Raw genomic sequence first — 23,578 nt, 5'->3', positions numbered from 1 at the left:
GTCCCAAAAAAGCAAACACCCGCTGCATGCCAGGGTCATCACCCCTTCTGCAACAACGCCTTCAAACTCGCCAGCCGGTCCTTCGGCGTCATCGGCGCTTCTTCGGCGGTCGGCGGCGGCGCGTCGTCGAGGCCCATTTCCGGAATGAAGCGCGATGCCTCGCACACCACCGTCTCGCGCGCCCGCTTGCGCTTCTTGCACCAGTTCAGATGCAGGCTGCGCTGCGCCCGCGTGATCGCCACGTACATGAGGCGCCGCTCTTCCTCGATGCGTCCTTCGTCGATCACATCGTCTTCCGAGCCGCCGCGGTGCGGCATGATCCCCTCTTCCACGCCAACCAGGAACACGTGCGGATACTCCAGTCCCTTCGACGCATGCACGGTCGAAAGCCGCACGGCGTCCGGGTCCTCTTCCTTGCCTTCGAGCATCGACATCAGCGCGACGGTCTGAATCAGCCCCATGAGGTTCTTGCCGGTGTCGGCGAGACCGTCGGCATTGTCATATCCGGTGGCTTCGCTGTCTTCGCCGATCTCCTGCTCGGGCTTGGTGCCCTTGCGCTTGAGCCACTCGAGGAATTCGAGCACGTTCTGCCACTTCGACTGCGCCTGGCGCTCGTCGAAGGCGTCATAGAGATACGCCTCGTAGTGAATCGCATCCATGAGGTCGTCGAGCACGACCGTCGCCGGGTCCTTCTGCGCGCGCTCGGCGAGGCGCTGCATGAAATCGCAGAACACGCGCATCGGCTCGACCTGGCGCGCCGAAAGCCGCGCCTCGATCCCACCCATGTACACGGCCTCGAACAGCGACACCTTCGCCTGCCCTGCGAACGAGCCGAGCGCTTCGAGCGTCGTGTTGCCCACGCCGCGGCGCGGCGTGGTGATCGCGCGGATGAACGCGGGATCGTCGTCGTGATTGGCGATCAGGCGCAGATAGGCGCAGATGTCCTTGATCTCGGCCTTGTCGAAGAACGACTGGCCGCCCGAGAGCACATAGGGGATGCGCTCGCGGCGCAGCACCTGTTCGAAGATGCGCGCCTGGAAGTTGCCGCGATACAGAATCGCGTAGTCGCGAAACTGCGCGCGGCGTTCGAACTTGTGCGCCGAAAGCCGGAACACGACCGACTCCGCCTCGTGCTCTTCGTCGTTGCAGGGCGTGACGGTGATGGTGTCGCCCATGCCGTGTTCCGACCACAGCTTCTTCTCGAACAGCTTCGGATTGTTCGCGATGACGTTGTTCGCCGCCGTGAGAATTCGCACCGTCGAGCGGTAGTTCTGCTCGAGCTTGATGACGTGCAGCTTCGGAAAGTCCTTGCCGAGCTGCGCGAGATTTTCGAGCGTGGCGCCGCGCCAGCCGTAGATGGCCTGATCGTCGTCGCCCACGGCCGTAAACGCCGCGCGCGGGCCCGCCAGCAGTTTCAGCAGTTCGTACTGGCAGGCGTTGGTGTCCTGGTATTCGTCGACCAGCAGGTAGCGCAGCTTGTTCTGCCAGCGGTCGCGCACCTGCTCGTTCTTCGCGAACAGCTCGGCAGGCAGGCGGATCAGGTCGTCGAAGTCCACCGCCTGATACGCGTGCAACGTCGCCATGTAGTTGCGATAGACGATGGCCGCCTGGTGCTCGTCCTCGTTCGAGGCCGTGGCCAGCGCCTGCTCGGGCATCACGAGTCCGTTCTTCCAGAGCGAGACGATCGACTGGATCTTGCGGATGAAGCCTTTGTCCGTCGAGCCCACCTGCTCCTGGATCATGGCGAAGCAGTCGTCGGCGTCCATGATCGAGAACTGGGGCTTCAGGCCCAGGTGCTCCGCCTCCTGGCGCAGGATCTGCACGCCGAGCGAGTGGAACGTGCAGACCGTCAGCTGGTTGGTCGGCACCTTGCGGCCTTCCTTGCCGGGCGTGGTGAGCGTCTTGCCTTCGAGCAGCTTGCCCACGCGCTCGCGCATTTCGGCGGCGGCCTTGTTGGTGAAGGTGACGGCGGCGATATGGCGCGGCTCGAAGCCTTTCGCTTCGATGAGGTGCGCGATCTTCTGCGTGATGACACGCGTCTTGCCGCTGCCCGCGCCGGCGAGCACGAGACAGGGACCGTCGAGATAGCGCACCGCTTCGTTTTGGGCGGAATTGAGGCCTGCGGACATCGTTGCTGGATTGGAAAAACGGGTGGTACGGCTGGGAGGCGTGCGAACGGGGCGCGTAGCCTTTCGTGACGCCGCACGGCGCGAGGCGTGCGTACGTCGCAGCGGCCTCTCACGCGGGAGGTGCGATGTTAACACGGTACAGCGATACGCCGATGGCGCCCCCGATGTTCCTCTTTCCACAGCTCACCCGTCCCTCGCCTCGCTCCGCACGCTCTACGCGCCGTGCCACAATAACGGGCTCCCGCCACCCGCACTCGCTGGAAAGAGGAAGCGCTCAATGACTGCACCGCAACCGCTGCAAATCGGCCTGATGGGCTACGGCTTCGCCGGCCAGACTTTCCACGCCCCCGTGATCGCGCATAGCGGCGCCGCGCAGCTCGCCGCCATCGCCACGAGCCAGGCCGAACGCGCCCAGGCCGACTATCCCGACGCCGCGATCGTGCCCGACCTGGACGCGCTGCTCTCGATCGATGCCATCGAATGCGTCGTGATCGCCACGCCCAACGACACGCACTACGACCTCGCGCGCCGCACGCTCGAGCGCGGCAAACACGTGCTGGTCGACAAGCCGGTCACGCTCACTTCCGAGGAAGCGCGCACGCTCGCGGCCATCGCGAAGCAGCGCGGCCTCGTGTTCGCACCGTTCCACAACCGCCGCTGGGACGGCGATTTCCTCACCGTGCGCGAGCTGATCGAGCGCGGCGAACTCGGGCGCATCACGCACTACGAATCGCACTTTGACCGCTTCCGCCCGCAAGTGAAGCAGCGCTGGCGCGAAGACGCCACGCGCGGCGGCGGCCTGCTCTACGATCTCGGCCCGCATCTGATCGACCAGACGCTCGCGCTCTTCGGCGCACCCGAGTCGATCACCGCATTCGTTCACACGCGCCGCGAAAACGCGAGCGCGCCGGATTACGCGCACCTCGTGCTGCGCTACCCGCACCACGACGCGGTGCTGCACGCCAGCGCGCTCGCCGCGTACGCGCCGCGCTTCGCGATTCATGGCACGCGCGGCAGCTATCTGAAGAACGGGCTCGACACTCAGGAAGATCAGCTCAAGGACGGCCTGCGCCCGGGCCAGCCCGGTTTCGGCGCGGGCAACGATACGGGCCGCCTCCACGTGCTGCGCGACGACGGCCAGGAAGCCGATCTCGAAGTGCCCAACGCTGCGGGCAATTACGCCGATCTGTATCGCGCGCTTGCGGCGGCGATCCGCGAAGGCAAGCCGTTCCCGGTAAGCCCGCAGGACGCCATCGACGTCATGACGCTCATCGAACTCGCCATGCAAAGCGCGCAGGACGGCCGCACGCTGGGGTTCGTGCGCCAGTCCTGAGCACACCGGCGCGCGCTTTCGGCTGCGGCGTCGACCTTGCATTGCGCCGACGCCGCTGAAAGGACCATACAAATGGTTACATCTGGTTGCCGCGGTGGGGTCATCACGCTGCAATCGCCAGACGTTTGTGGACATGCAAGCCCAAAAAAGCAACGACAAGACCAAGGAGAGTCTGAATGACCCGCTACATCCCCGCTCTACGCCTGATCGCCGCCGGCGCGCTCGTTTCGACCCTCGCCGCGTGCGTGGTCAACCAGCCGGCGCACCACCCCGCTGCGCCGCCGCCGCCCGGCCCGAATCCCCACGAAGTCGCCGTCGATCGCCTGCATCAGGTCGACAGCCGCATCGACAACCTGGGCCATCGCATTGATATGCGCGTGAGCCAGGGCTACTACCCGCCGCCCCAGGGCAGCGCGCTCCATCACCGCCTCGACACGATCCGCGGCGAAGCTCACGACATGGCCGCGCAGCATGGCGGCGGCATCTCGCCCGACGAGCAACACGTTCTGAACGAGGAACTCGACACGGCCGCTCGCGCCATCGGCGAGTAAGCGCCACACGCATTGGCCTGTCGGCACGGACCGCGCGCTCGCGGCTCGTGCCGACCCATCTGCCCACCCGAACCGCCCCCGTTTTTCTCCGGCGCGATGCATGGCGCGCTATGCATCTGCGCAAGCCAATGCCAGCAAGGCTCACGCCCCTTTGCTGGCGCCGCGCGCAGAATTTTTCCGCATTGACATAGCCCCGAGGCGTCGCGCACAATCGCTGCGCGCGCCGGGAGAGCGCGCCGTTTGCCTTAGCTTGCTTTCGCAAGTGCAACCGGCGCCGCCGAAGGGGCAACCCACAAACTCTCAGGCAAAAGGACCGTGCGCGCCGGACCGCTGATTCGCTGCCTTTGCGCTTTTTGCGCGAGATGACGCGAAGCGGCACACAGTCCGCAACTCTGGAGAGCGGCAGTAGAACGGGCGGCGGCGGATCGTAACCCCCACGCGTTCAGGCTGCCCACCGAAGGGGCGCGCGCCAACTGCAACAGGGCGCAATCTCTCAGGTACCGAGGACAGAGGGGCCATGCAAGAACCGACCACGGGCATCGTGCCTGCGGCGCTTCCTGCATGGCCTTTTTCGTTTTCGCGCGAATTTTCGCGACCGCCTGAGGCCCCATGACCGAACTCAAACGCACCCCGCTGAACGACACGCACCGCGCGCTGAATGCCCGCATGGTCGACTTCGGCGGCTGGGACATGCCCGTCAACTACGGCTCGCAGATCGACGAGCATCGCGCCGTGCGCACCGACGCCGGCATGTTCGACGTCTCGCACATGTGCGTCGTCGACTTTTCGGGCCCGAAGGCGCGCGAGTTCTTCTCCCGCGCGCTCGCCAACAACGTCGCCAAGCTCACCACGCCGGGCAAGGCGCTCTATTCGTGCATGCTGAACCCCGAAGGCGGCGTGATCGACGACCTGATCGTCTACTTCTTCGCCGACGACCAGTTCCGCACCGTCGTCAACGCCGGCACAGCCGAAAAAGACATCGCCTGGTTCGAGAAGCTCAACGCCGAAGGCGGCTTCGGCCTCACCGTCACGCCGCGCCGCGATCTCGCGATCGTCGCCGTGCAGGGCCCGAACGCGCGCGAAAAGGTCTGGCAGGTCGCGCCCTCGTCGCGCAGCGCCACCGAAGTTCTCAAACCCTTCAACGCCGCGAAGATCGAAGCCACGCCGTTCGGCGAGCTGATGATCGCGCGCACGGGCTACACCGGCGAAGACGGCTTCGAAATCGTGGTGCCCGCCGCCGCCGTTTGCGAACTCTGGGACGCCCTGCAGCGCCAGGGCGTGAAGCCCTGCGGCCTCGGCGCGCGTGACACGCTGCGCCTCGAAGCGGGCATGAACCTCTACGGCCAGGACATGGACGACGGCGTCTCGCCGCTCGACGCCGGCCTCGCCTGGACCGTCGACATGAAGGAGCCGCGCGACTTCGTCGGCCGCGGCGCGCTGGAGGCGAACGGTTCGCGTTCGGCCTTCGTCGGCCTGATCCTGCAGAAGGAAAACGGCAAGGCCGGCGGCGTGCTGCGCGCCCACCAGAAAGTGCTCACGCCGCACGGCGAGGGCGAGATCACGAGCGGCACGTTCTCGCCGAGCATGCAGGAATCGATCGCCTTCGCGCGCGTGCCGCAGGGCGTGCAGCCGGGCGATGTCGTGCAGGTGCAGATCCGTGACAAAGCCCTTCCCGCAAGCGTGGTAAAACTGCCGTTCGTGCGCAACGGCAAGGTGCTCGCCGCCTGATCCGCGAGGATCCTGCCAGCGCGCACGCCCTCCCCTTTTCGAGCAACAAAAACCGCACCACGCACTGGAGCAACCATGAGCATCCCGGCCGATCTGAAATACACCGAATCGCACGAGTGGATCCGCACCGAAGCCGACGGCACGCTGACCATCGGCATCACCGACCACGCGCAGGAAGCGCTCGGCGACATCGTCTTCCTCGAACTGCCCGAAGCGGGCCGCGCCGTCACCGCCGGCGACGCCGTTGCCGTGATCGAGTCGGTCAAGGCCGCCTCGGACATCTACGCGCCGGTCGCAGGCGAAATCATCGAAGCGAACACGTCGCTCGTCGACACGCCCGACCAGGTGAACGGTGCGCCGTACGAGTCGTGGCTCTTCAAGATCAAGCCCGCCGTCGACGCCAAGCTCGACTCGCTGATCGACGCCGCCGCCTACGAAAAGGCGATCGGCGCGTAAATCGCAACCTTGCCTTAACCGCCATGGCGCGGCGGCGCGCTCAGAACGCCGCCCGCGCCCGCAGGAATCCCTATGAAGCTCGAACACCCGGATCGTCTGATGAACTCCCCGCTCTCGCTTGCTGCACTTGAAGCGCACGACGCTTTCGCCGCCCGCCACATCGGCCCCGACACGGCCGACCAGCAGGCGATGCTCGACGCGCTCGGCTTCGCCTCGCGCGCCGCGCTGATCGATGCGGTGATTCCGGCGAAGATCCGCCGCAACGAGACGCTGCCGCTCGGGCCGTTCTCGCAGCCGCGCTCGGAAGCCGAGGCGCTCGCCGCCCTGCGCGCGCTCGCGGACAAGAACCAGGTGTTCCGCTCCTATATCGGGCAGGGCTACTACGACACGCACACGCCGGCCGTCATCCTGCGCAACGTGCTCGAAAACCCGGCGTGGTACACCGCGTACACGCCGTACCAGCCGGAAATCTCGCAGGGCCGCCTCGAAGCCCTCTTGAACTTCCAGCAGATGATCACCGACCTGACGGGCCTCGCGATCTCGAACGCGTCGCTGCTCGACGAAGCCACCGCCGCCGCCGAAGCCATGACGCTCGTGCAGCGCGTGGGCAAGTCGAAGTCGAACGTGTTCTTCGTCGCCGACGACGTGCTGGCGCAGACCATCGAAGTCGTGAAGACGCGCGCCAAGCCGATCGGCATCGAGGTGAAGGTCGGTCCGGCCGCTGAAGCGGCCGAAGTTGCCAAAACCACAGGCGCCTTCGGCGTGCTGCTGCAATATCCGGGCGTGAACGGCGACGTGCGCGACTACCGCGCGCTCGCACAAGCCGTGCACGCAGCCGGCGGCGCGGTGATCGCCGCCGCCGATCTGCTTGCACTCACCGTCCTCACGCCGCCGGGCGAATGGGGCGCGGACGTGGCCGTGGGCAACTCGCAGCGCTTTGGCGTGCCGATGGGCTTCGGCGGCCCGCACGCCGCCTACCTCGCGGTGAAGGACGAATTCAAGCGCCAGATGCCGGGCCGTCTCGTCGGCGTGACCATCGACGCGCAAGGCAAGCCGGCGCTGCGGCTCGCGCTGCAAACGCGCGAACAGCACATCCGCCGCGAAAAAGCGACGTCGAACGTCTGCACGGCACAGGCGCTGCTCGCGATCATGGCGAGCATGTACGCCGTCTACCACGGCCCGCAAGGCTTGAAGCGCATCGCGCAACGCGTGAACCGCGTCGCCGCGATCCTCGCCGCGGGCGCGAAGCAACTCGGCTACACGCTCGTGAACGAAGCGTTCTTCGACACGCTCACGTTCGAAGCCGGCCCGCGCACCCAGGCGCTCCACGACGCGGCCCTCGCGCGCGGCATGAACCTGCGCCACGTGAGCGAGACGCGTGTGGGCGTGTCCGTCGACGAAACGACTTCGCGCGCCGATCTGGCCGACCTGCTCGCCGTGTTCGCGCAAGCCGCGTTCGCCGGCGAAGCGCCGTCGGTCGACAAGCTCGACGCCGAACTCACGCAAGCCGCCGCGTTGACCTTTCCGGCCGCGCTGGCGCGCGAAAGCGCGTACCTCACGCATCCGGTGTTCAATCGTCACCACTCGGAAACGGAAATGCTGCGTTACCTGCGCAGCCTCTCCGACAAGGACCTCGCGCTCGACCGCTCGATGATCCCGCTCGGCTCGTGCACGATGAAGCTCAACGCGACCTCGGAAATGCTGCCGGTGACGTGGCCCGAGTTCGGCCGCATCCACCCGTTCGCGCCTGCGGAGCAAACGGTTGGCTATCGCGAGATGGTCGATCAGCTCGAACAGATGCTCGTGGCCGCAACGGGCTACGCCGCCGTTTCGCTGCAGCCGAACGCAGGCTCGCAGGGCGAATACGCGGGTCTGCTCATCATCCAGGCGTACCACGCCTCGCGCGGCGAAGCGCATCGCAACGTCTGCCTGATTCCCGCTTCGGCGCACGGCACGAACCCCGCATCGGCGCAGATGGCCGGCATGCAGGTGGTCGTGGTCGCGTGCGACGCGCAAGGCAACATCGATCTCGCCGACCTCAAGGCCAAGGCCGCGCAGCATGCGGCGAAGCTCGCGGCGATCATGATCACGTATCCGTCCACGCACGGCGTGTTCGAAGAGAACGTGCGCGAAGTCTGCGAGATCGTGCACGCGGCGGGCGGCCAGGTGTACGTGGACGGCGCGAACATGAACGCCATGGTGGGTCTGGCGGCGCCGGGCCGGTTCGGCGGCGACGTCTCGCACCTGAACCTGCACAAGACCTTCTGCATTCCGCACGGCGGCGGCGGCCCGGGCGTCGGTCCGGTCGCAGTGGGCGCGCACCTCGCGCAATTCCTGCCGAACCAGCTTTCGTCGGGCTACAAGCGCTCGACCGATATGGGTCACGGCATCGGCGCGGTGAGCGCAGCGCCTTACGGCTCGGCCTCGATCCTGCCGATCTCGTGGATGTACATCGCCATGATGGGCGCGGCCAACCTGACCGCTGCGACCGAAAACGCGATCCTCAACGCCAACTACGTGGCGAACAAGCTCGCGCCGCACTTCCCGGTGCTCTACAGCGGCCCGGGCGGGCTCGTCGCGCACGAGTGCATTCTCGACCTGCGCCCCATCAAGGATGCAAGCGGCATCACCGTGGACGACGTGGCCAAGCGCCTGATGGACTACGGCTTCCACGCCCCGACCATGAGCTTCCCGGTGCCGGGCACGCTGATGGTCGAGCCGACCGAGTCGGAGTCGAAGGAGGAGCTCGACCGCTTCATCGACGCGATGGTTGCCATCCGCGAGGAAATCCGCGCCGTGGAAGACGGCCGCGCGGACAAGGAAGACAATCCGCTGCGTCACGCGCCGCACACAGCCGCCGTGGTGGTCGCCGACGACTGGAAGCACGCCTACTCGCGCGAGCAGGCCGCCTACCCGGTCGCATCGCTCGTCGCGCGCAAGTACTGGCCGCCGGTCGGCCGCGCCGACAACGCTTACGGCGACCGCAACCTGTTCTGCTCGTGCGTGCCGCTTAGCGAATATGCGGGCGAACATGCAGACGAAACCGCCGGCGAATAAGCCCTTGTGAAGCCGCCGCGTGACCTTCGGCTCACGCGGCGGCGGTCATCCCTCTCACATTTGCCGCCGCAAACCGCTAACATCACACACCTGTCAGCCTTGAATCAGGGAGTCGCGCATGGCGCGGAAGGTGCGAATGGTTCCATTGCGGAACTCGGTGCGGGACTTGCCGCATGCCGCAACGCGGAATTCGGTCCGGCAGGCCCGGCACGCGCGCGGTGCGCTGTTACGCCGCCCGCAGCGCCTTGCCGCTGCGCTGGCGCTTGCCTGCGCCACCTTCACCGCGACCTTCGCCGGTACGGCCCATGCGGCCATGAACTTCTGCGCGGCCCCCGCGCTGCAATCGAGCGAGCGCACCAACTCCGATCCGGGCGTGAAGGCGCTCGTGGCCGAGGTGCTGACGCACGTGAACGACACGCCGCGTCCGCTGCCGCGCCTGCACACCGAGGGCACGCTGCCGCACGAGGGCATCTACGACCAGAGCGTCGAGGCGGCGAAGGAACTCGACCTCATGCGCAACGCCGCGCTCGCGTGGCGCGCGACGAGCGACGAGCGCTTCCTGAAGCTCGTGGACCGCTTTCTGCTCGCCTGGGTCACCACGTACAAGCCGAGCTTCAATCCCATCGACGAAACGCGTTTCGAGGGGCTGATACTCGCCTACGACATGACCGCGAGCGCGCTGCCCGTGAAAACGCGCAACGCGACCATGCAGTTCCTGAACAGCTTCGCGACCGGCTATATCGCGCAGATCGACGCGCAGCCGCGCCCGCTCAAGGGAAATTTTGCGAACAACTGGCAGAGCCATCGGGTCAAACTGATAGCGATGATCGCGTTCACGCTCGACAACCGCAAGATGATCGCGACGGCGCAGCGGCTCTTCGTCGAGCATCTCGGCGACAACGTCGCGCCCGACGGCTCGACACTCGACTTCTCCGAGCGCGATGCACTGCACTACGTGACCTACGATTTGCAGCCGCTCGTGACCGCCGCGCTCGCCGCGCGCCGCCACAACCGCAACTGGCTGACCGAACGCGCGGCCAACGGCGCGACGCTCGCGGGCGCGCTCGACTGGCTCACGCCGTATGCGCTCGGCCAGAAGACGCACGACGAATTCGTGCATTCGAACGTACCGTTCGACGCGAAGCGGCGCGAAGCGGGCCTGCCGGGCTACACCGGCCAGTGGGACCCCAAAAACGCCGCCGAACTGTTTCACCTCGCGGCGCGACTCGACGGCCGCTTTGCACCAGTCGCGCTGAAACTCGCGCCCACGCCGCCCGCGTGGCTCGCCGTCTGTCTGCCGTTGCCGGCGCGGTAAAACGCGCGCGGGATGCGGCGGCGGCACGGGAAATAACGATGCCGCCGAACGCGCCGCATCCCTACAAACCAACGTCAGACAAGCAGGAGCAGTACCCATGGCAGTAAGCGTTTTCGATCTCTTCAAAGTCGGCATCGGGCCCTCCAGCTCGCACACGGTCGGGCCGATGCGCGCAGCGCTGATGTTCGCCGAAGGACTCGAGCGCGACGGTCTGCTTGCGAGCACGGCCGCCGTGAAGGTCGAGCTGTACGGCTCGCTCGGCGCCACCGGCAAGGGCCACGGCACCGACCGCGGCGTCATGCTGGGCCTCATGGGCGACGCGCCCGACACCGTCGATCCCGACACCATCAGCGAGCGCCTCGAAGCCGTGCGCACCTCGCGCCAGCTCGCGCTGCTCGGCCGCCATCCCATTGCGTTCGTTCCGAAGGAGCACGTGGCGTTCTATCGCCAGGCGCTGCCCGAGCACCCGAACGGCATGAAGCTGCGCGCGCTCGATGCGAACGGCGACACGCTGCGCGAAAGCACGTATCTGTCGGTAGGCGGCGGCTTCGTCGTCACGGCCGGCGCGCCGAACACGAAGGTGCTCGCCGCCGCGCAACAATTGCCGAATCCGTTCACCACGGGCGCGGAAATGCTCGCGCTGTGCGCCTCGACAGGCAAGAGCATCGCGCAGTTGATGCTCGAAAACGAGCGCGTCTGGCACGGCGACGAGCAGATCCGCTCAGGTCTCCTACACATCTGGAACGTGATGCAGTCGTGCGTATCGCGCGGTTGCGGCATCAACAATCCCGACGCCGACGGCACGCTGCCCGGCCCCTTCGCCGTGAAGCGCCGTGCGCCGCAGCTTCATCGCGCGCTGACCAGCAACCCCGAGCGCGCGCTGCAAGATCCGCTCTCGATGATCGACTGGATCAACCTGTACGCCATCGCCGTGAACGAGGAAAACGCCGCGGGCGGGCGCGTCGTGACTGCGCCGACCAACGGCGCAGCGGGCATCATCCCCGCCGTGCTGCACTACTACGTGCGCTTCACGCCGGGCGCGAACGAACAGGGCGTGATCGACTTCCTGCTCACCGCGGCCGCCATCGGCATTCTCTACAAGCTCAACGCGTCGATTTCGGGCGCCGAAGTGGGCTGCCAGGGCGAAGTGGGCGTGGCCTGCTCGATGGCCGCCGGCGCGCTCGCCGCGGTGCTGGGCGGCACGCCGCTGCAGGTGGAAAACGCCGCCGAAATCGGCATGGAGCACAACCTCGGCCTCACCTGCGACCCCGTGGGCGGCATGGTGCAGATTCCCTGCATCGAACGCAACGCCATGGCCTCGGTGAAAGCCGTGAACGCCGCGCGCATGGCGCTGCGCGGCGACGGCGCGCATTACGTCTCGCTCGACTCGGTGATCAAGACGATGCGCGAGACCGGCGCCGACATGAAGACGAAGTACAAGGAGACCTCACGCGGCGGCCTCGCGGTGAACATCGTCGAGTGCTGATTCGTTGAAGCGCTGTCGCCTTGCCTGAAGCATCCGAACGTAATCACGTAACGATTGAAGGAGACTTGACCGTCATGCAGCAGCCGAACGCATCCGCCACCACCGAAGCCACTACCACCGGGGCTCGCCTCGTCGTCGATGCGCTCGTCGCCAATGGCGTCGAGCGCGTGTTCTGCGTACCGGGCGAGAGCTATCTTGCGGTGCTCGATTCGTTGTCCGACGAAACCGCAAAGATCGAAACCGTGGTGTGCCGTCACGAGGCAGCGGCGGCGAACATGGCGGAAGCGATCGGCAAGCTCACGGGCAGGCCCGGCATCGCGCTCGTCACGCGCGGGCCGGGCGCCACGCACGCCTCGATTGGCGTGCACACGGCGTTTCAGGACTCCACGCCGATGATCCTCCTGATCGGCCAGGTCGCGCGCGAGCAGATGGACCGCGAGGCGTTCCAGGAAATCGACTATCGACGCATGTTCGGCCAGATGGCGAAGTGGGTCGCGCAGATCGACGACGCGCGCCGCGTGCCCGAATACCTGAGCCACGCGTTCCATGTCGCGATGTCGGGACGGCCGGGTCCGGTCGTGCTCGCGCTGCCCGAAGACATGCTGAGCGGCGCGATTCCCGCGTCCGAAGCGCAGCCCATCGCGCCGAGCGCGCAGCGCGTGCAGGCGTCGCCTTCCGCCGCGCAGATGGAGCGCGTGCGCGAACTGCTCGCGGGCGCGAAAAAGCCGTTCGTGATCGCGGGCGGCCATGGCTGGAACCCGCAGGCTTGTGCGGACTTCCAGCGCTTCGTCGAGAACTGGCAATTGCCCGTCGGCCTCGCGTTCCGCTTTCAGGACACGCTCAACAACGATCACCCGAACTACGCGGGCGACGTGGGCCTCGGCATCAATCCGGCACTCGCGAAGCGCATCCGCGAAGCCGACGTGCTGCTCGCACTCGGTCCGCGTCTGGGCGAATCGACGACGGGCGGCTACACGCTCTTCGACATTCCCAAAACGAAGCAAACGCTCATCCACGTGCATCAGGGCGCGGAGGAGCTCGGCCGTGTCTACGCAGCCGATCTGCCAATCGTTTCGGGCCTCGCGGAATTCGCGGCGCTGCTCGCAACCCTCCCGGCGCCCGCTCAACCCGCGTGGGCCGGCAGCGCCGCAGAAGCACACGAGGCGTGGCACGCATGGCGCAAGCCGCTGCCGATGCCCGGCGACGTGCAGCTCGGCGAAGTCATGCAGCAACTGCGCGCGCGCCTGCCCGACGATGCGATCGTCACGAACGGCGCGGGCAATTACGCAACGTGGCTGCATCGCCATTTCGCGTATCGCCACTTCCGCTCGCAACTCGCACCCACGAGCGGCGCGATGGGCTACGGCGTGCCCGCCGCGATCGCCGCGAAGTCGCAATACCCCTCGCGCACCGTGGTCGCGCTCGCGGGCGACGGCTGCTTCATGATGGCGTCGTCGGAACTCGCCACGGCAATGCAGTACGGCCTGAATGTCGTGTTCATCGTCGTGAACAACGCGCACTACGGCACGATCCGCATGCATCAGGAGCGCCACTATCCGAACCGCGTGCACGGCACGCAGCTCACGAACCCCGACTTCGCGGCGTTTGCGCAGTCGTTCGGCGCGCACGGCGAAGTCGTCACGACCACGGCGCAATTCGCCCCCGCGCTCGAGCGTGCCCTCACGGCAGGCAAGCCCGCGCTGATCGAGATCCGTGTGACGAAGGAAGCGAGCACGCCTGCGGCCACGCTCGAACAGATTCGCGAAGCGGGCAAGAAAATGCGCGGAGAATGACTGAAAAGGAATCCTGAACAAGCTCACCTGTCGCACTGAGTGAGCAGTTGTGAGCGCACAAACAAAAGCCCCGCAGACCTTTCGATTCTGCGGGGCTTTTGACTTCAGCCGAAGCTCAGGCGCTTACTTGCCGCCCACGCTTTGCAGCGTCGTCCACTTGCCGTCGACGACCTTGTACAGCGTGATGCCGCCGTTCTTCAGGTCGCCGCGCGTGTCGTACGCGAGGTCCGACGTCGTGACTGCCGGCATGCTGGTCTTCGCGAGGAACGGCAGGTACTTCGCCGGATCCGTCGAGTTGGCCTTCTTCATCGCGTCGAACATCGCCATGGCGCCGTCGTAGGCGTACGGCGAGTACGTCTGCACGTCTTCACCGAAGCGCTTCTTGTACTTCGTGACGTAGTCCTTGCCACCCGGCATCTGGTCGAGCGGCAGGCCGGCGAGCGACGCCACCGTGCCGTTCGCCGCGTCACCCGCGATCTGCAGGAAGGTCGGCGTGTGCACCATTTCGCCGCCCATCAGCGGGGCCTTGATGCCCAGCGACTTCATCTGCTTGACCATCGGTGCCGCTTGCGAATCCGCGCCGCCGAAGTAGACCAGGTCGGGGTTCATCGCCTTCGCCTTCGTCAGGACCGACTTGAAGTCGACGGCCTTGTCGTTGGTGTATTCACGGTCGATGATGTTGCCGCCGGCAGCCTTTGCAGCCTTCGAGAATTCGTCGGCGAGACCCTGGCCGTAGGCCGTGCGGTCGTCGATCACGACGATCTTCTTCAAGCCGAGGTTCTTCACTGCGAACGTGCCGGCGACCGAACCCTGCTGCGTGTCCGAGGTCATCATACGGAACGTCGTCTTGAAGCCTTGTTGCGTGTACTCAGGCGCCGTCGCCATGGCGATCTGCGGGATGCCTGCGTTCGCGTAGATGCGCGAAGCCGGGATCGTCGTGCCCGAGTTGAAGTGACCGAGCATGCCCTTGATGCCGTCGTCGACGAGCTTCTGCGCGACCGTCGTGCCCGTGCGCGGGTCGGCCTGATCGTCGGCCGAGTCGAGCACGAAGTGAACCGGCTTGCCGCCGATCACGGGCTTCGTCGCGTTCATGTCTTCGACTGCGAGCGTGATGCCGTTCTGGAAGTCCTTGCCATAGTGCGCCTGCGCGCCCGTCATCGGACCGGCGAAACCGATCTTCACGTCTTCGGCTTGTTGTGCCTGCGCAGTCCCCGCCAGCGACAGGGCGGCAACAAGCGTTGCGCCTGCCAGCTGCTTCATCGTGTGTTGCATTGCTTCTCCTTGGTACCAGGTATCGAACGAGCGGCTTCGGATTTCAATGGACCTTGCCGCTTCCTTGTCTTGAGACGACCGACAGTATGGCTGGTGCTTAACCGATCGTCATCAAGTTTGCATTACCGCCCGCTGCTGCCGTATTCACGCTGACCGAACGTTCCGCGAGCAGTCGTTCGAGAGCGTAATCTTCATCGCCGTTGGCGAGCGCGTGCGCTGCCACGCCCTGCACCGAGACGATCGGGCCAGGACGTTTGGCCACTTCCTTCACGAGTGCGAGCAGCTCGTCGCTGTCGCCTTCGAAGAGGACCGCATCGAAGTCGGCATCCGCCGTCTTCTTGATCGCTACGTGCGCCTTCAGTGCCGCCGGCAACGCGCTCACCAGCGCTTCGCCTGCCGCGCCCTGGAACAGCGCGCGGTTGCCCGTTGCGAGCGCAACGGCGAGTTGTGCGCGGGCGCCCGTGGCCGTCGACGGCACGCACAGCACCGTGCCGCGCGCCGAAAGCGTGTAGGTGTTGCGCTCGCCCGTCGGGCCCGGCAGAACCGCCGTGGCGCCCGCGAGCACGTATTCGAGGTAGCCGTCGCAGCGTGCCGCGAGCGCGGGCTCGCGCTCGGCGATGAGCCAGTCGCGCAGCGTCGTGAGCGCAGCCTGTGCCGATTGCGGCGCGCCGTTGCCGTCAGCCGCTTGCGGCGCGTCGACGACGAGCACATCGGCGAGCGACTTCGGCAAACCGGCCGGACGCTTCGCGAGCAGACGCGACAGATACAGTGCGCCACCCGCCTTCGGACCCGTGCCCGAGAGACCTTCGCCGCCGAACGGCTGCACCCCCACCACCGCGCCGATCACGTTGCGGTTCACGTAGATGTTGCCCACGTGCGCGCGGCCGATCACGTGCGCGATCGTTTCGTCGATACGCGTGTGAATGCCGAGCGTGAGGCCGTAGCCCGTCGCGCGGATCTGCTCGAGCAGCTTGTCGAGCTGGCTGCGGCGATAGCGCACCACGTGCAGCACCGGGCCGAACACTTCGCGCTTGAGTTCGTCGAGGCTGTCGAGCTCGATGAGCGTAGGCGGCACGAATGTGCCTTGCGCGCAGGAGTCGGGCGTCGGCATCTGCTGGACCTTGCGGCCCTTTTCGCGCATGCCTGCCACGTGCGTATCGATACCGCGCTTCGCGTCGATGTCGATCACGGGGCCGACGTCGGTCGAGAGGCGGTCGGGATTGCCCACCGCGAGTTCCTTCATCGCGCCCGTGAGCATTTCGAGCGTGCGGTCGGCCACGTCGTCCTGCAGGCACAGCACGCGCAGCGCGGAACAACGCTGGCCGGCCGAGTCGAACGCGCTTTGCAGCACGTCGGCCACGACCTGCTCCGCGAGTGCCGACGAATCGACGATCATCGCGTTCTGGCCGCCGGTTTCGGCGATCAGCGGAATCGGGCGGCCTTCGGAATCGAGGCGCTCGGACAGCGTCTTGTTGATGAGGCGCGCGACTTCGGTCGAGCCCGTAAACATCACCGCGCGCGTGCGGTGATCGGCGACGAGCGCCGCGCCCACGGTTTCGCCGTTGCCCGGCAGCAGTTGCACCGCGCCCGCCGGCACGCCGGCTTCGCGCAGGATGCGCACCGCTTGCGCGGCGATCAGCGGCGTTTGTTCCGCGGGCTTCGCGAGCACCGTGTTGCCGGCTGCGAGCGCGGCGGCCACCTGGCCCATGAAGATCGCGAGCGGGAAGTTCCATGGGCTGATACACACCACCGGGCCGAGCGGGCGATGCGTGTCGTTCGAGAACTCTTCGCGGATCTGCGTGGAGTAGTAGCGCAGGAAGTCGATCGCTTCGCGGATTTCGGCCACGGCGTTCGGCAGCGACTTGCCCGCTTCACGCACGATCAGGCCCATCAGCGTATGCATTTGGGCTTCGAGCAGATCGGCGGCGCGTGCGAGGCAATCCGCGCGCGCTTCGACGGGCGTGGCCTGCCAGATCGGCGCGGCGGCCACGGCGTGCGAGAGCGCGGCGCTCACGTGCTCGCTCGTCGCTTCCGCTACGGTGCCGACGAGATCGCGATGATCGGCGGGATTGCGCACGTCGCGTGCGGCGCTGTCTGCGATCTCGCTGTCCGCGAGCATCGGCGCGGCGCGCCACGGATGATGCGCGCTCGCCAGCAGCGCCGACGAGAGCGACGCGAGACGATGCTCGTTCGACAGATCGAGGCCCATCGAATTGAAACGCTCGTTGCCATACAGCTCGCGCGGCAGCGGAATCTTCGCGTGCGGCGCGCCGAGCGGCACGACCTTGGCGGCGTCGTCGATGGGGTTCGTGACCAGTTCGGCGACCGGCACGGAGGCATCGGCGATGCGGTTCACGAACGACGTGTTCGCGCCGTTTTCGAGCAGACGCCGCACGAGATACGCGAGCAGCGTTTCATGCGTTCCGACCGGCGCGTAGACGCGGCACGGACGGTTGAGCTTGCCCTGCGAGAGCGGGCCCGTGACTTCTTCGTACAGCGGCTCGCCCATGCCGTGCAGGCACTGGAATTCGTACTGGCCGGGATAATAGTTCTGGCCCGCGAGGTGATAGATCGCCGAGAGCGTGTACGCGTTGTGCGTGGCGAACTGCGGATACACGGCATCCGGCGCGCCGAGCAGCTTCTTCGCGCAGGCGAGGTAGGAGACATCCGTGTAGATCTTGCGCGTGTACACGGGATAGCCTTCGAGGCCGTCCACCTGGGCGCGCTTGATTTCCGTATCCCAGTACGCGCCCTTCACGAGGCGCACCATGATGCGGTGACGGCTGCGCCGCGCGAGATCGACGATGTAGTCGATCACGAACGGGCAGCGCTTCTGGTAAGCCTGCACCACGAAGCCGATGCCGTTCCAGCCCGCGAGGTCCGGATCGAAGCACAGCGCTTCGAGCAGGTCGAGCGAGAGTTCGAGGCGGTCGGCTTCTTCGGCGTCGATATTGAGGCCGATGTCATAGCGGCGAGCGAGCACGGCGAGTGCGCGCACACGCGGCAGCAGCTCGCCCATCGTGCGTTCCTGCTGCGCGCGCGAGTAGCGCGGGTGCAGCGCGGAGAGCTTGATCGAGATGCCGGGGCCCTCGTAGATGCCGCGGCCGCCCGCGGCCTTGCCGATCGCGTGGATCGCCTGCTCGTACGATGCGTAGTAGCGCTGGGCATCGGCTTCCGTCGTCGCGGCTTCGCCGAGCATGTCGTACGAGTAGCGGAAACCGCGCGCTTCGAACTTGCGGCTGTTGGCCAGCGCCTCGGAGATGTTCTCGCCCGTGACGAACTGCTCGCCCATCAGGCGCATGGCCATATCCACGCCCTTGCGGATCAGCGGCTCGCCGCCCTTGCCGATCATGCGCGTGAGCGCCGACGACAGACCCGTCTCGCTGTTCGTCGTGACGAGCTTGCCGGTGATCATGAGGCCCCAGGTGGCGGCGTTCACGAACAGCGACGGCGCGTGGCCCACGTGCGATTTCCAGTCGCCCTTGCTGATCTTGTCGCGGATGAGCGCGTCGCGCGTCGCGCGATCGGGAATGCGCAGCAGCGCTTCGGCGAGGCACATCAGCGCCACGCCTTCCTGGCTCGACAGCGAAAACTCGTGGATCAGGCCTTCCACGCCGCCGCCGGTACCCTTCGCACGCAGCGTTTCGACGAGCTTCGTGGCGAGCTTCGTCACGTCGCCCGTGAGGTTGGCCGGCAGGCGCGCTTCACCGATCAGGAATGGCACGCACTCCGGCTCCGGACGGCGGTACGCCGCCGTGATGGCCGCGCGCAGCACCGACTGCGGTTGCACATTTTGCGCGAATTCGAGGAACGGGTGCGACGCCGCTTCGTCGTCGTCAGCGGTAGCACCTTCCGCGAGATCGGTCGCGCCGACATGACCATTGAGTTCGGGAGGCAGCTGGCCGTGCTCGATTTTCTCGAGGTAGGCAAAGATGGCTTGCTTGATGAGCCAGTGCGGCGTGCGCTCGAGCCGCGTGGCGGCGTCCTTGAGGCGCGAGCGGAGGAGATCGTCGACTTTGACGCCAAGTGTGGTGCTAGCCATGTTTCCTTCATATGCCGGCAGACCCGCACCGGCGGTGACCAAAAAGTTGGCGAATCGTAACCCTACCAATAAAAAGGTGCAACCACTCTCGCAAAATGGTTGCACCACTGTTGAGGCCTTGTGCAGCCTGGGTTTGCGGCCGATGACCGCCCACCGGGCCGCGCGGGTCGCGCTCGGTATTTTCCCTGGCCCAGCAACACGCTGGACAACCCTAATCGATTCCGCGGCCGTGCCGTTATACAAACAGAGCGGGGTTGTTGATCACAAGAAAATGCGTAGGGACCAAAAAATGGAAAAGCTGCTGGTAATTGCAGGGATCTGGACGTTGTGCGCCACGTGCGCCGTGCTGTTCATGCGCGGCGCGACGGCGCCGGATGAACGCCGCATGAGTTTGAAGCGCGCGGCGCGCACGGATGCGGCCGATACGGTCGGCCAGTAAGGAAGAAACGGGAAGTTGATACCGGGTGGCCCCGCTGTTGCGGCAACGGGGCCATGGCGGCGGCTGTCCGCGGCTAGATATCGAGCGGATCGACTTCGAGATTCCAGCGCAGCACGCCGCGCAACGCGCGCAGCGCGGGCTGCCATGCGCGCAGCGTTGCCTGCAGCGCGGCACGCGACTGGCTTTCCACGAGCAGTTGCGCGCGATGCACGTTCATCACCTTCACGATGGTGAGCGGCACCGCGTCGTAGGCCATGACACGCTCGGCGCCCGGAATCGCGGTGAGCGCCTCCGCGGCCTGGGCGAGAAACGCCAGCGCCGCTTCCAGCGTGCGCCCTTCGGCGCGCAATAACGCCTGATAGACGAACGGCGGCAGGTGCGCGTCGCGCCGCTCCGCGACCTGCGTATTCGCAAACCCCACGTAGTCCTGACGCGCCAGCGCGTGATAGAGCGCGTGGCGCGGATAGCGCGTCTGCACGAGCACCTCGCCAGCCAGGCCGGCGCGCCCCGCCCGTCCGCTCACCTGCATCAACTGCGCGAACAGGCGCTCGCTCGCCCGGAAATCGTGCGAAAAGAGCGCATTGTCGGCGTTCAGCACGCCGACGAGCGACACGCGCTGGAAGTCGTGCCCCTTCGCGATCATCTGCGTGCCCACCAGGATGTCGACCTCGCCCGCGTGCACGTCGGAAAAGAGCGCCTGCGCGCTGCCCTTGCGGCGCGTGCTGTCGGCGTCGATGCGCAGCACCCGCGCGCCCGGCACCGCGCTCGCGAGCGCCTCCTCGATGCGCTGTGTGCCGCGCCCCATCGGCGCGATGTCGACGTTGCCGCACTCCGGGCACGAATGCGGAATGCGCGATTCCCAGCCGCAGTGATGGCAGCGCAGCGCGCGCTCGGGCTTGTGCAGCACGACGTACGCGCTGCAGCGCGGGCAGCCCGCCACCCAGCCGCAGGCGTCGCAAGCGAGCGTAGGCGCATAACCGCGACGGTTCAGGAACACGAGGCTCTGCTCGCCGCGCTCGAGGCGCGCCTTCATCGCCGCGACCAGGGGCCCGGAGAGCCCTTCGAAGGAAGCGCGGCCCCGCCGGCGCTCCTCTTCGAGATCGATCAGCTTGACGGTGGGCAGCACCGCGTCGGCAATTGCGCGGCGCGAGAGCGTGAGGCGCGTGTAGCGGCCCTGCTCGGCCTGCCACCAGCTTTCGAGCGACGGCGTGGCCGAGCCGAGCACGACCGGCACGCCCAGCTGCTTCGCACGCCATACCGCGAGGTCGCGCGCCGAGTAGCGCAGCCCTTCCTGCTGCTTGTAGGCGGGGTCGTGCTCCTCGTCGATCACGAGCATCGAGAGACGCGGCAGCGAGGCCAGCACCGCGAGCCGCGTGCCGAGCACGATGCGCGCGCGGCCCGTGTGTGCCGCGAGCCAGTTGCGGGCGCGCTCGCCTTCCGCGAGGCCGCTGTGAAGCGTGACGATGGCCTCGTCGGCGAGCGTGGCCGCGAAGCGCGTGCGAAACGCCGCCTCGAACTGCGGCGTGAGATTGATTTCCGGGACCAGCACGAGCGCCTGCGCGCCCAGGTCGCGCTCGAGCAGCGCCGCGAGCGCGCGCAGATAGACCTCGGTCTTGCCACTGCCCGTCACGCCGTGCAACAGGAAGGGCGCGAAGCCGCTCGCCGCGCCGATGGCTTCCACGGCTTCGGCCTGTTCGTCGCTCAGGCGCGGGACGTCCACCATGGCCGCAGTCTGCGGTGCGCTGTGGGCTGCACTTGCGGCCGCGCCGACCGCAATGGACTCATGCTCGACCCAGCCCGCTTCGCACCACGCTTCGAGCGTCGCAATCGCCTTCGGATGCAGCGCGCGGGCCGCGGCGGCGTCGAGTTCGCCGGCATCAACGAGCGCCTGCGCGAGACGGCGCAGCGCCTGGGCGCGCGCCGGCAACGCGTCGGGCAACTCGGCGCGCCCTTGCGGCGACAGACGGTAGCGCTCTTCCGGGGCGAGCAGGCGCGCCCAGCGCGACGAATCGCGCAGCGCCTGTGGCAGCGCCGGCAACGCGACCTCGCCCAGGCCCCGCTGATAGTAGTCGGCGGCAAAGCCAGCCAGCGCGAGCCATTGCGCCGAAAGCGGCGGACAGGCGGCGCACACCGCGCTTACGTCGCGCAGTTTGTTCGCGGGCACGTCGCTGTGAGTGGTCACTTCGCAGATCAGGCCGACGACGTCGCGACGTCCGAACGGCACGCGCACGAGCATGCCGGGCTCCGGCGCGCTGTCGAGGCCATAGCGATAGTCGTAGAGCGCATCCAGTGGATGGTCCAGCGCCACGCGCACGTACTGCCCTGTCATGCCTCACTCCCAGGGAAGTTCCGTACGCCACCGCACAGACATGCAAACCTCAAGTAATACTTGAGATTTCGCGCTAAGTTTTGGATTCCGCAGAACAATCGCGCCCCCGAATCTGCGCCTGTGGATAACTTTGTTGAGAACTTCCCGGGCGCCGCCGCAGCGCGCCCGCGTGTCGTCGTTATGTGGGATACCGCACACAGCGCCGTGGAGCGCCGAAAGCCTTGTCTGTCAAGGGTCTGATTGATTCTGCGCAGACCTGAACGGGCGCCTGCGACAACCTTTCCCTCTTGCGCGCCGCAACGAGGCAAGTGTGTATAAGTCAAGTCTTGACAGGACCGCGATGGCGTCTGGATGGCCTCTTGAGCCCGGTCATACCCTGACGCCCGGAGCCCAGCTTGGTGCGGCGCATCAAAAACGTCACGCACCGGTCGCGCGGATCGCGCGGCTGTGGCGATGCACTTCGTCCACGAGTTCGGCCACGCTTTCGGGCGGCGTGAACTGCGAAATGCCGTGGCCGAGGTTGAACACGTGGCCCGGATGCGCGCCAAAGCTGTCCAGTACCGCACGCGCCTGCTCGCGAATCGCGGCCGGCGAAGCGAACAGCACCGTGGGGTCGAGGTTGCCCTGCAGCGCCACGCGCTCGCCCACGCGCTCGCGCGCGCGCCCGAGGTTGACGGTCCAGTCGAGGCCAACGGCGTCCACGCCCGTATTGGCGATTTCGTCGAGCCAGAGGCCGCCGCCCTTCGTGAAGGTGATCACGGGCACGCGCTCGCCGGCGTGCTCGCGCTTGAGCTGCGCCACGACCTGCGCGATGTACGCCAGCGAGAAGCGCTGGTACGCGCCGTCCGCGAGGGCGCCGCCCCAGGTGTCGAAGATCATCACGGCCTGCGCGCCGGCTTCGATCTGCGCGTTCAGATAGGCCGCCACCGCCTGCGCGTTCACTTCGAGAATGCGTTGCATGAGGTCGGGGCGCGCGTACAGCATCGACTTCACCGTGCGGAAGTCGTCCGAGCCGCCACCTTCGACCATGTAGCAGGCGAGCGTCCAAGGGCTGCCCGAGAAGCCGATCAGCGGCACACGCTGGTGCCCTTCTGCATTGGTGAGCGCGCGGCGAATTTCGCGTACGGCGTCGGTCACGTAGCCGAGCGTCGCGCCGATATCCGGCACGGCGAGCCGCGCCACGTCTTCTTCGGTACGCACGGGGTGCGCGAACTTCGGCCCTTCACCCGCCTGGAACGAGAGGCCAAGGCCCATCGCGTCCGGAATCGTGAGAATGTCGGAGAACAGGATCGCGGCGTCGAGCGGATAGCGCTCGAGCGGCTGGAGCGTGACCTCGGTCGCGTAATCGGGATTCTTCGCGAGGCCGAGGAAGCTGCCCGCGCGGCTGCGCGTGGCGTTGTACTCCGGCAGATAGCGGCCTGCCTGGCGCATCAGCCAGATCGGCGTGTACTCGGTCGGCTGGCGCAGCAGCGCGCGCAGGAAGGTGTCGTTCAGGAGAGTGTGGGCCACGTGCTGGATGCGCGAAGTCGCGCCAAGGTTCGGAAGCAAGCGGCCATTTTACCGGAGCGGCCGTCGCGTCATGCCCCTGATGGGCGGGATCAGAAAGCGCAATGCCACTGAAGTATAGGCCTGCCTACCCAGGTAAGTC

General features: G+C 66.8%; 14 protein-coding genes and 2 riboswitches. Of the genes, 9 read left to right on the top strand and 5 right to left on the bottom strand.

Annotation, left to right across the window (positions count from 1 at the left end; genetic code table 11):
* Positions 1-38: 38 nt before the first annotated feature.
* On the bottom strand, positions 39-2,129 hold the full coding sequence (locus AB3X98_RS27285) for a UvrD-helicase domain-containing protein (protein WP_254319173.1): 2,091 nt from the start codon (positions 2,127-2,129) through the stop codon (positions 39-41).
* 277 nt (positions 2,130-2,406) lie between these two features.
* On the opposite strand from AB3X98_RS27285, the gene AB3X98_RS27280 reads away from it, so the two are divergent.
* The 8 genes from AB3X98_RS27280 to AB3X98_RS27245 all read left to right on the top strand — a co-directional run bounded on the left by AB3X98_RS27280 (position 2,407) and on the right by AB3X98_RS27245 (position 13,848).
* Entirely contained in the window at positions 2,407-3,462 is a 1,056-nt protein-coding gene (locus tag AB3X98_RS27280; RefSeq protein ID WP_368603712.1) for an oxidoreductase, read from the top strand.
* A gap of 176 nt (positions 3,463-3,638) precedes the next feature.
* A complete protein-coding gene (locus AB3X98_RS27275; RefSeq protein ID WP_368603713.1) occupies positions 3,639-4,013 on the top strand; it encodes a hypothetical protein in 375 nt (124 codons plus the stop codon).
* Between the two features lie 214 nt (positions 4,014-4,227).
* Positions 4,228-4,338: riboswitch (glycine riboswitch) on the top strand.
* Between the two features lie 57 nt (positions 4,339-4,395).
* Positions 4,396-4,533, top strand: a riboswitch (glycine riboswitch).
* An 89-nt stretch (positions 4,534-4,622) separates the two neighbouring features.
* The gene (gene gcvT / locus AB3X98_RS27270; RefSeq protein WP_368603714.1) at positions 4,623-5,741 is read left to right on the top strand and encodes a glycine cleavage system aminomethyltransferase GcvT; all 1,119 of its coding nucleotides are present in this window, start codon (positions 4,623-4,625) and stop codon (positions 5,739-5,741) included.
* A gap of 75 nt (positions 5,742-5,816) precedes the next feature.
* Positions 5,817-6,197, top strand: a complete 381-nt coding sequence (gcvH, locus tag AB3X98_RS27265; RefSeq protein WP_368603715.1) for a glycine cleavage system protein GcvH — start codon at positions 5,817-5,819, stop codon at positions 6,195-6,197.
* Between the two features lie 72 nt (positions 6,198-6,269).
* On the top strand, positions 6,270-9,254 hold the full coding sequence (gcvP, locus tag AB3X98_RS27260) for an aminomethyl-transferring glycine dehydrogenase (protein ID WP_368603716.1): 2,985 nt from the start codon (positions 6,270-6,272) through the stop codon (positions 9,252-9,254).
* Between the two features lie 313 nt (positions 9,255-9,567).
* Positions 9,568-10,569 (top strand): alginate lyase family protein, encoded by a 1,002-nt coding sequence (locus AB3X98_RS27255; RefSeq protein WP_368603809.1) that lies wholly within the window; start codon positions 9,568-9,570, stop codon positions 10,567-10,569.
* Between the two features lie 97 nt (positions 10,570-10,666).
* A complete protein-coding gene (locus tag AB3X98_RS27250; RefSeq protein ID WP_368603717.1) occupies positions 10,667-12,055 on the top strand; it encodes an L-serine ammonia-lyase in 1,389 nt (462 codons plus the stop codon).
* A gap of 74 nt (positions 12,056-12,129) precedes the next feature.
* Positions 12,130-13,848 (top strand): thiamine pyrophosphate-binding protein, encoded by a 1,719-nt coding sequence (locus tag AB3X98_RS27245; RefSeq protein WP_368603718.1) that lies wholly within the window; start codon positions 12,130-12,132, stop codon positions 13,846-13,848.
* A 123-nt stretch (positions 13,849-13,971) separates the two neighbouring features.
* Here the strand turns inward: AB3X98_RS27245 and AB3X98_RS27240 are convergent, their stop codons facing one another.
* Positions 13,972-15,120 carry a branched-chain amino acid ABC transporter substrate-binding protein gene (locus AB3X98_RS27240; protein WP_069264433.1) on the bottom strand — a complete coding sequence of 383 codons (1,149 nt, stop codon included), beginning with the start codon at positions 15,118-15,120 and terminating at the stop codon, positions 13,972-13,974.
* A 97-nt stretch (positions 15,121-15,217) separates the two neighbouring features.
* Positions 15,218-19,162 (bottom strand): trifunctional transcriptional regulator/proline dehydrogenase/L-glutamate gamma-semialdehyde dehydrogenase, encoded by a 3,945-nt coding sequence (putA, locus tag AB3X98_RS27235; protein WP_368603719.1) that lies wholly within the window; start codon positions 19,160-19,162, stop codon positions 15,218-15,220.
* Positions 19,163-19,451: 289 nt separating this feature from the next.
* Between putA and AB3X98_RS27230 the strand changes: the two genes are divergently transcribed.
* On the top strand, positions 19,452-19,601 hold the full coding sequence (locus AB3X98_RS27230) for a hypothetical protein (RefSeq protein ID WP_368603720.1): 150 nt from the start codon (positions 19,452-19,454) through the stop codon (positions 19,599-19,601).
* 73 nt (positions 19,602-19,674) lie between these two features.
* Here AB3X98_RS27230 and AB3X98_RS27225 read toward each other — a convergent pair whose 3' ends face one another.
* Both AB3X98_RS27225 and hemE read right to left on the bottom strand, forming a co-directional pair.
* Complete coding sequence (locus tag AB3X98_RS27225; RefSeq protein WP_368603721.1) at positions 19,675-21,930, bottom strand: primosomal protein N'; 2,256 nt, start codon at positions 21,928-21,930, stop codon at positions 19,675-19,677.
* Between the two features lie 417 nt (positions 21,931-22,347).
* Complete coding sequence (hemE, locus tag AB3X98_RS27220; RefSeq protein ID WP_368603722.1) at positions 22,348-23,439, bottom strand: uroporphyrinogen decarboxylase; 1,092 nt, start codon at positions 23,437-23,439, stop codon at positions 22,348-22,350.
* Positions 23,440-23,578: the final 139 nt, after the last annotated feature.

Origin of the sequence: Paraburkholderia sp. BR14312 (assembly GCF_040948675.1) — a bacterium.
Classification (GTDB): domain Bacteria; phylum Pseudomonadota; class Gammaproteobacteria; order Burkholderiales; family Burkholderiaceae; genus Paraburkholderia; species Paraburkholderia nodosa_A.
Note: the sequence above shows the minus strand (reverse complement) of the source record. Positions and strands in the feature narration are given on the sequence as shown.

Excerpts from the sequence above, each read along its gene's own strand:
- AB3X98_RS27230 (WP_368603720.1), top strand. The coding sequence starts at position 19,452 with ATGGAAAAGCTGCTGGTAATTGCAGGGATCTGGACGTTGTGCGCCACG.
- AB3X98_RS27250 (WP_368603717.1), top strand. The coding sequence starts at position 10,667 with ATGGCAGTAAGCGTTTTCGATCTCTTCAAAGTCGGCATCGGGCCCTCC.
- putA (WP_368603719.1), bottom strand. The coding sequence starts at position 19,162 with ATGGCTAGCACCACACTTGGCGTCAAAGTCGACGATCTCCTCCGCTCG.
- AB3X98_RS27285 (WP_254319173.1), bottom strand. The coding sequence starts at position 2,129 with ATGTCCGCAGGCCTCAATTCCGCCCAAAACGAAGCGGTGCGCTATCTC.
- AB3X98_RS27240 (WP_069264433.1), bottom strand. The coding sequence starts at position 15,120 with ATGCAACACACGATGAAGCAGCTGGCAGGCGCAACGCTTGTTGCCGCC.
- gcvT (WP_368603714.1), top strand. The coding sequence starts at position 4,623 with ATGACCGAACTCAAACGCACCCCGCTGAACGACACGCACCGCGCGCTG.
- AB3X98_RS27255 (WP_368603809.1), top strand. The coding sequence starts at position 9,568 with ATGAACTTCTGCGCGGCCCCCGCGCTGCAATCGAGCGAGCGCACCAAC.
- AB3X98_RS27280 (WP_368603712.1), top strand. The coding sequence starts at position 2,407 with ATGACTGCACCGCAACCGCTGCAAATCGGCCTGATGGGCTACGGCTTC.
- AB3X98_RS27275 (WP_368603713.1), top strand. The coding sequence starts at position 3,639 with ATGACCCGCTACATCCCCGCTCTACGCCTGATCGCCGCCGGCGCGCTC.
- AB3X98_RS27245 (WP_368603718.1), top strand. The coding sequence starts at position 12,130 with ATGCAGCAGCCGAACGCATCCGCCACCACCGAAGCCACTACCACCGGG.
- AB3X98_RS27225 (WP_368603721.1), bottom strand. The coding sequence starts at position 21,930 with ATGACAGGGCAGTACGTGCGCGTGGCGCTGGACCATCCACTGGATGCG.
- gcvH (WP_368603715.1), top strand. The coding sequence starts at position 5,817 with ATGAGCATCCCGGCCGATCTGAAATACACCGAATCGCACGAGTGGATC.
- gcvP (WP_368603716.1), top strand. The coding sequence starts at position 6,270 with ATGAAGCTCGAACACCCGGATCGTCTGATGAACTCCCCGCTCTCGCTT.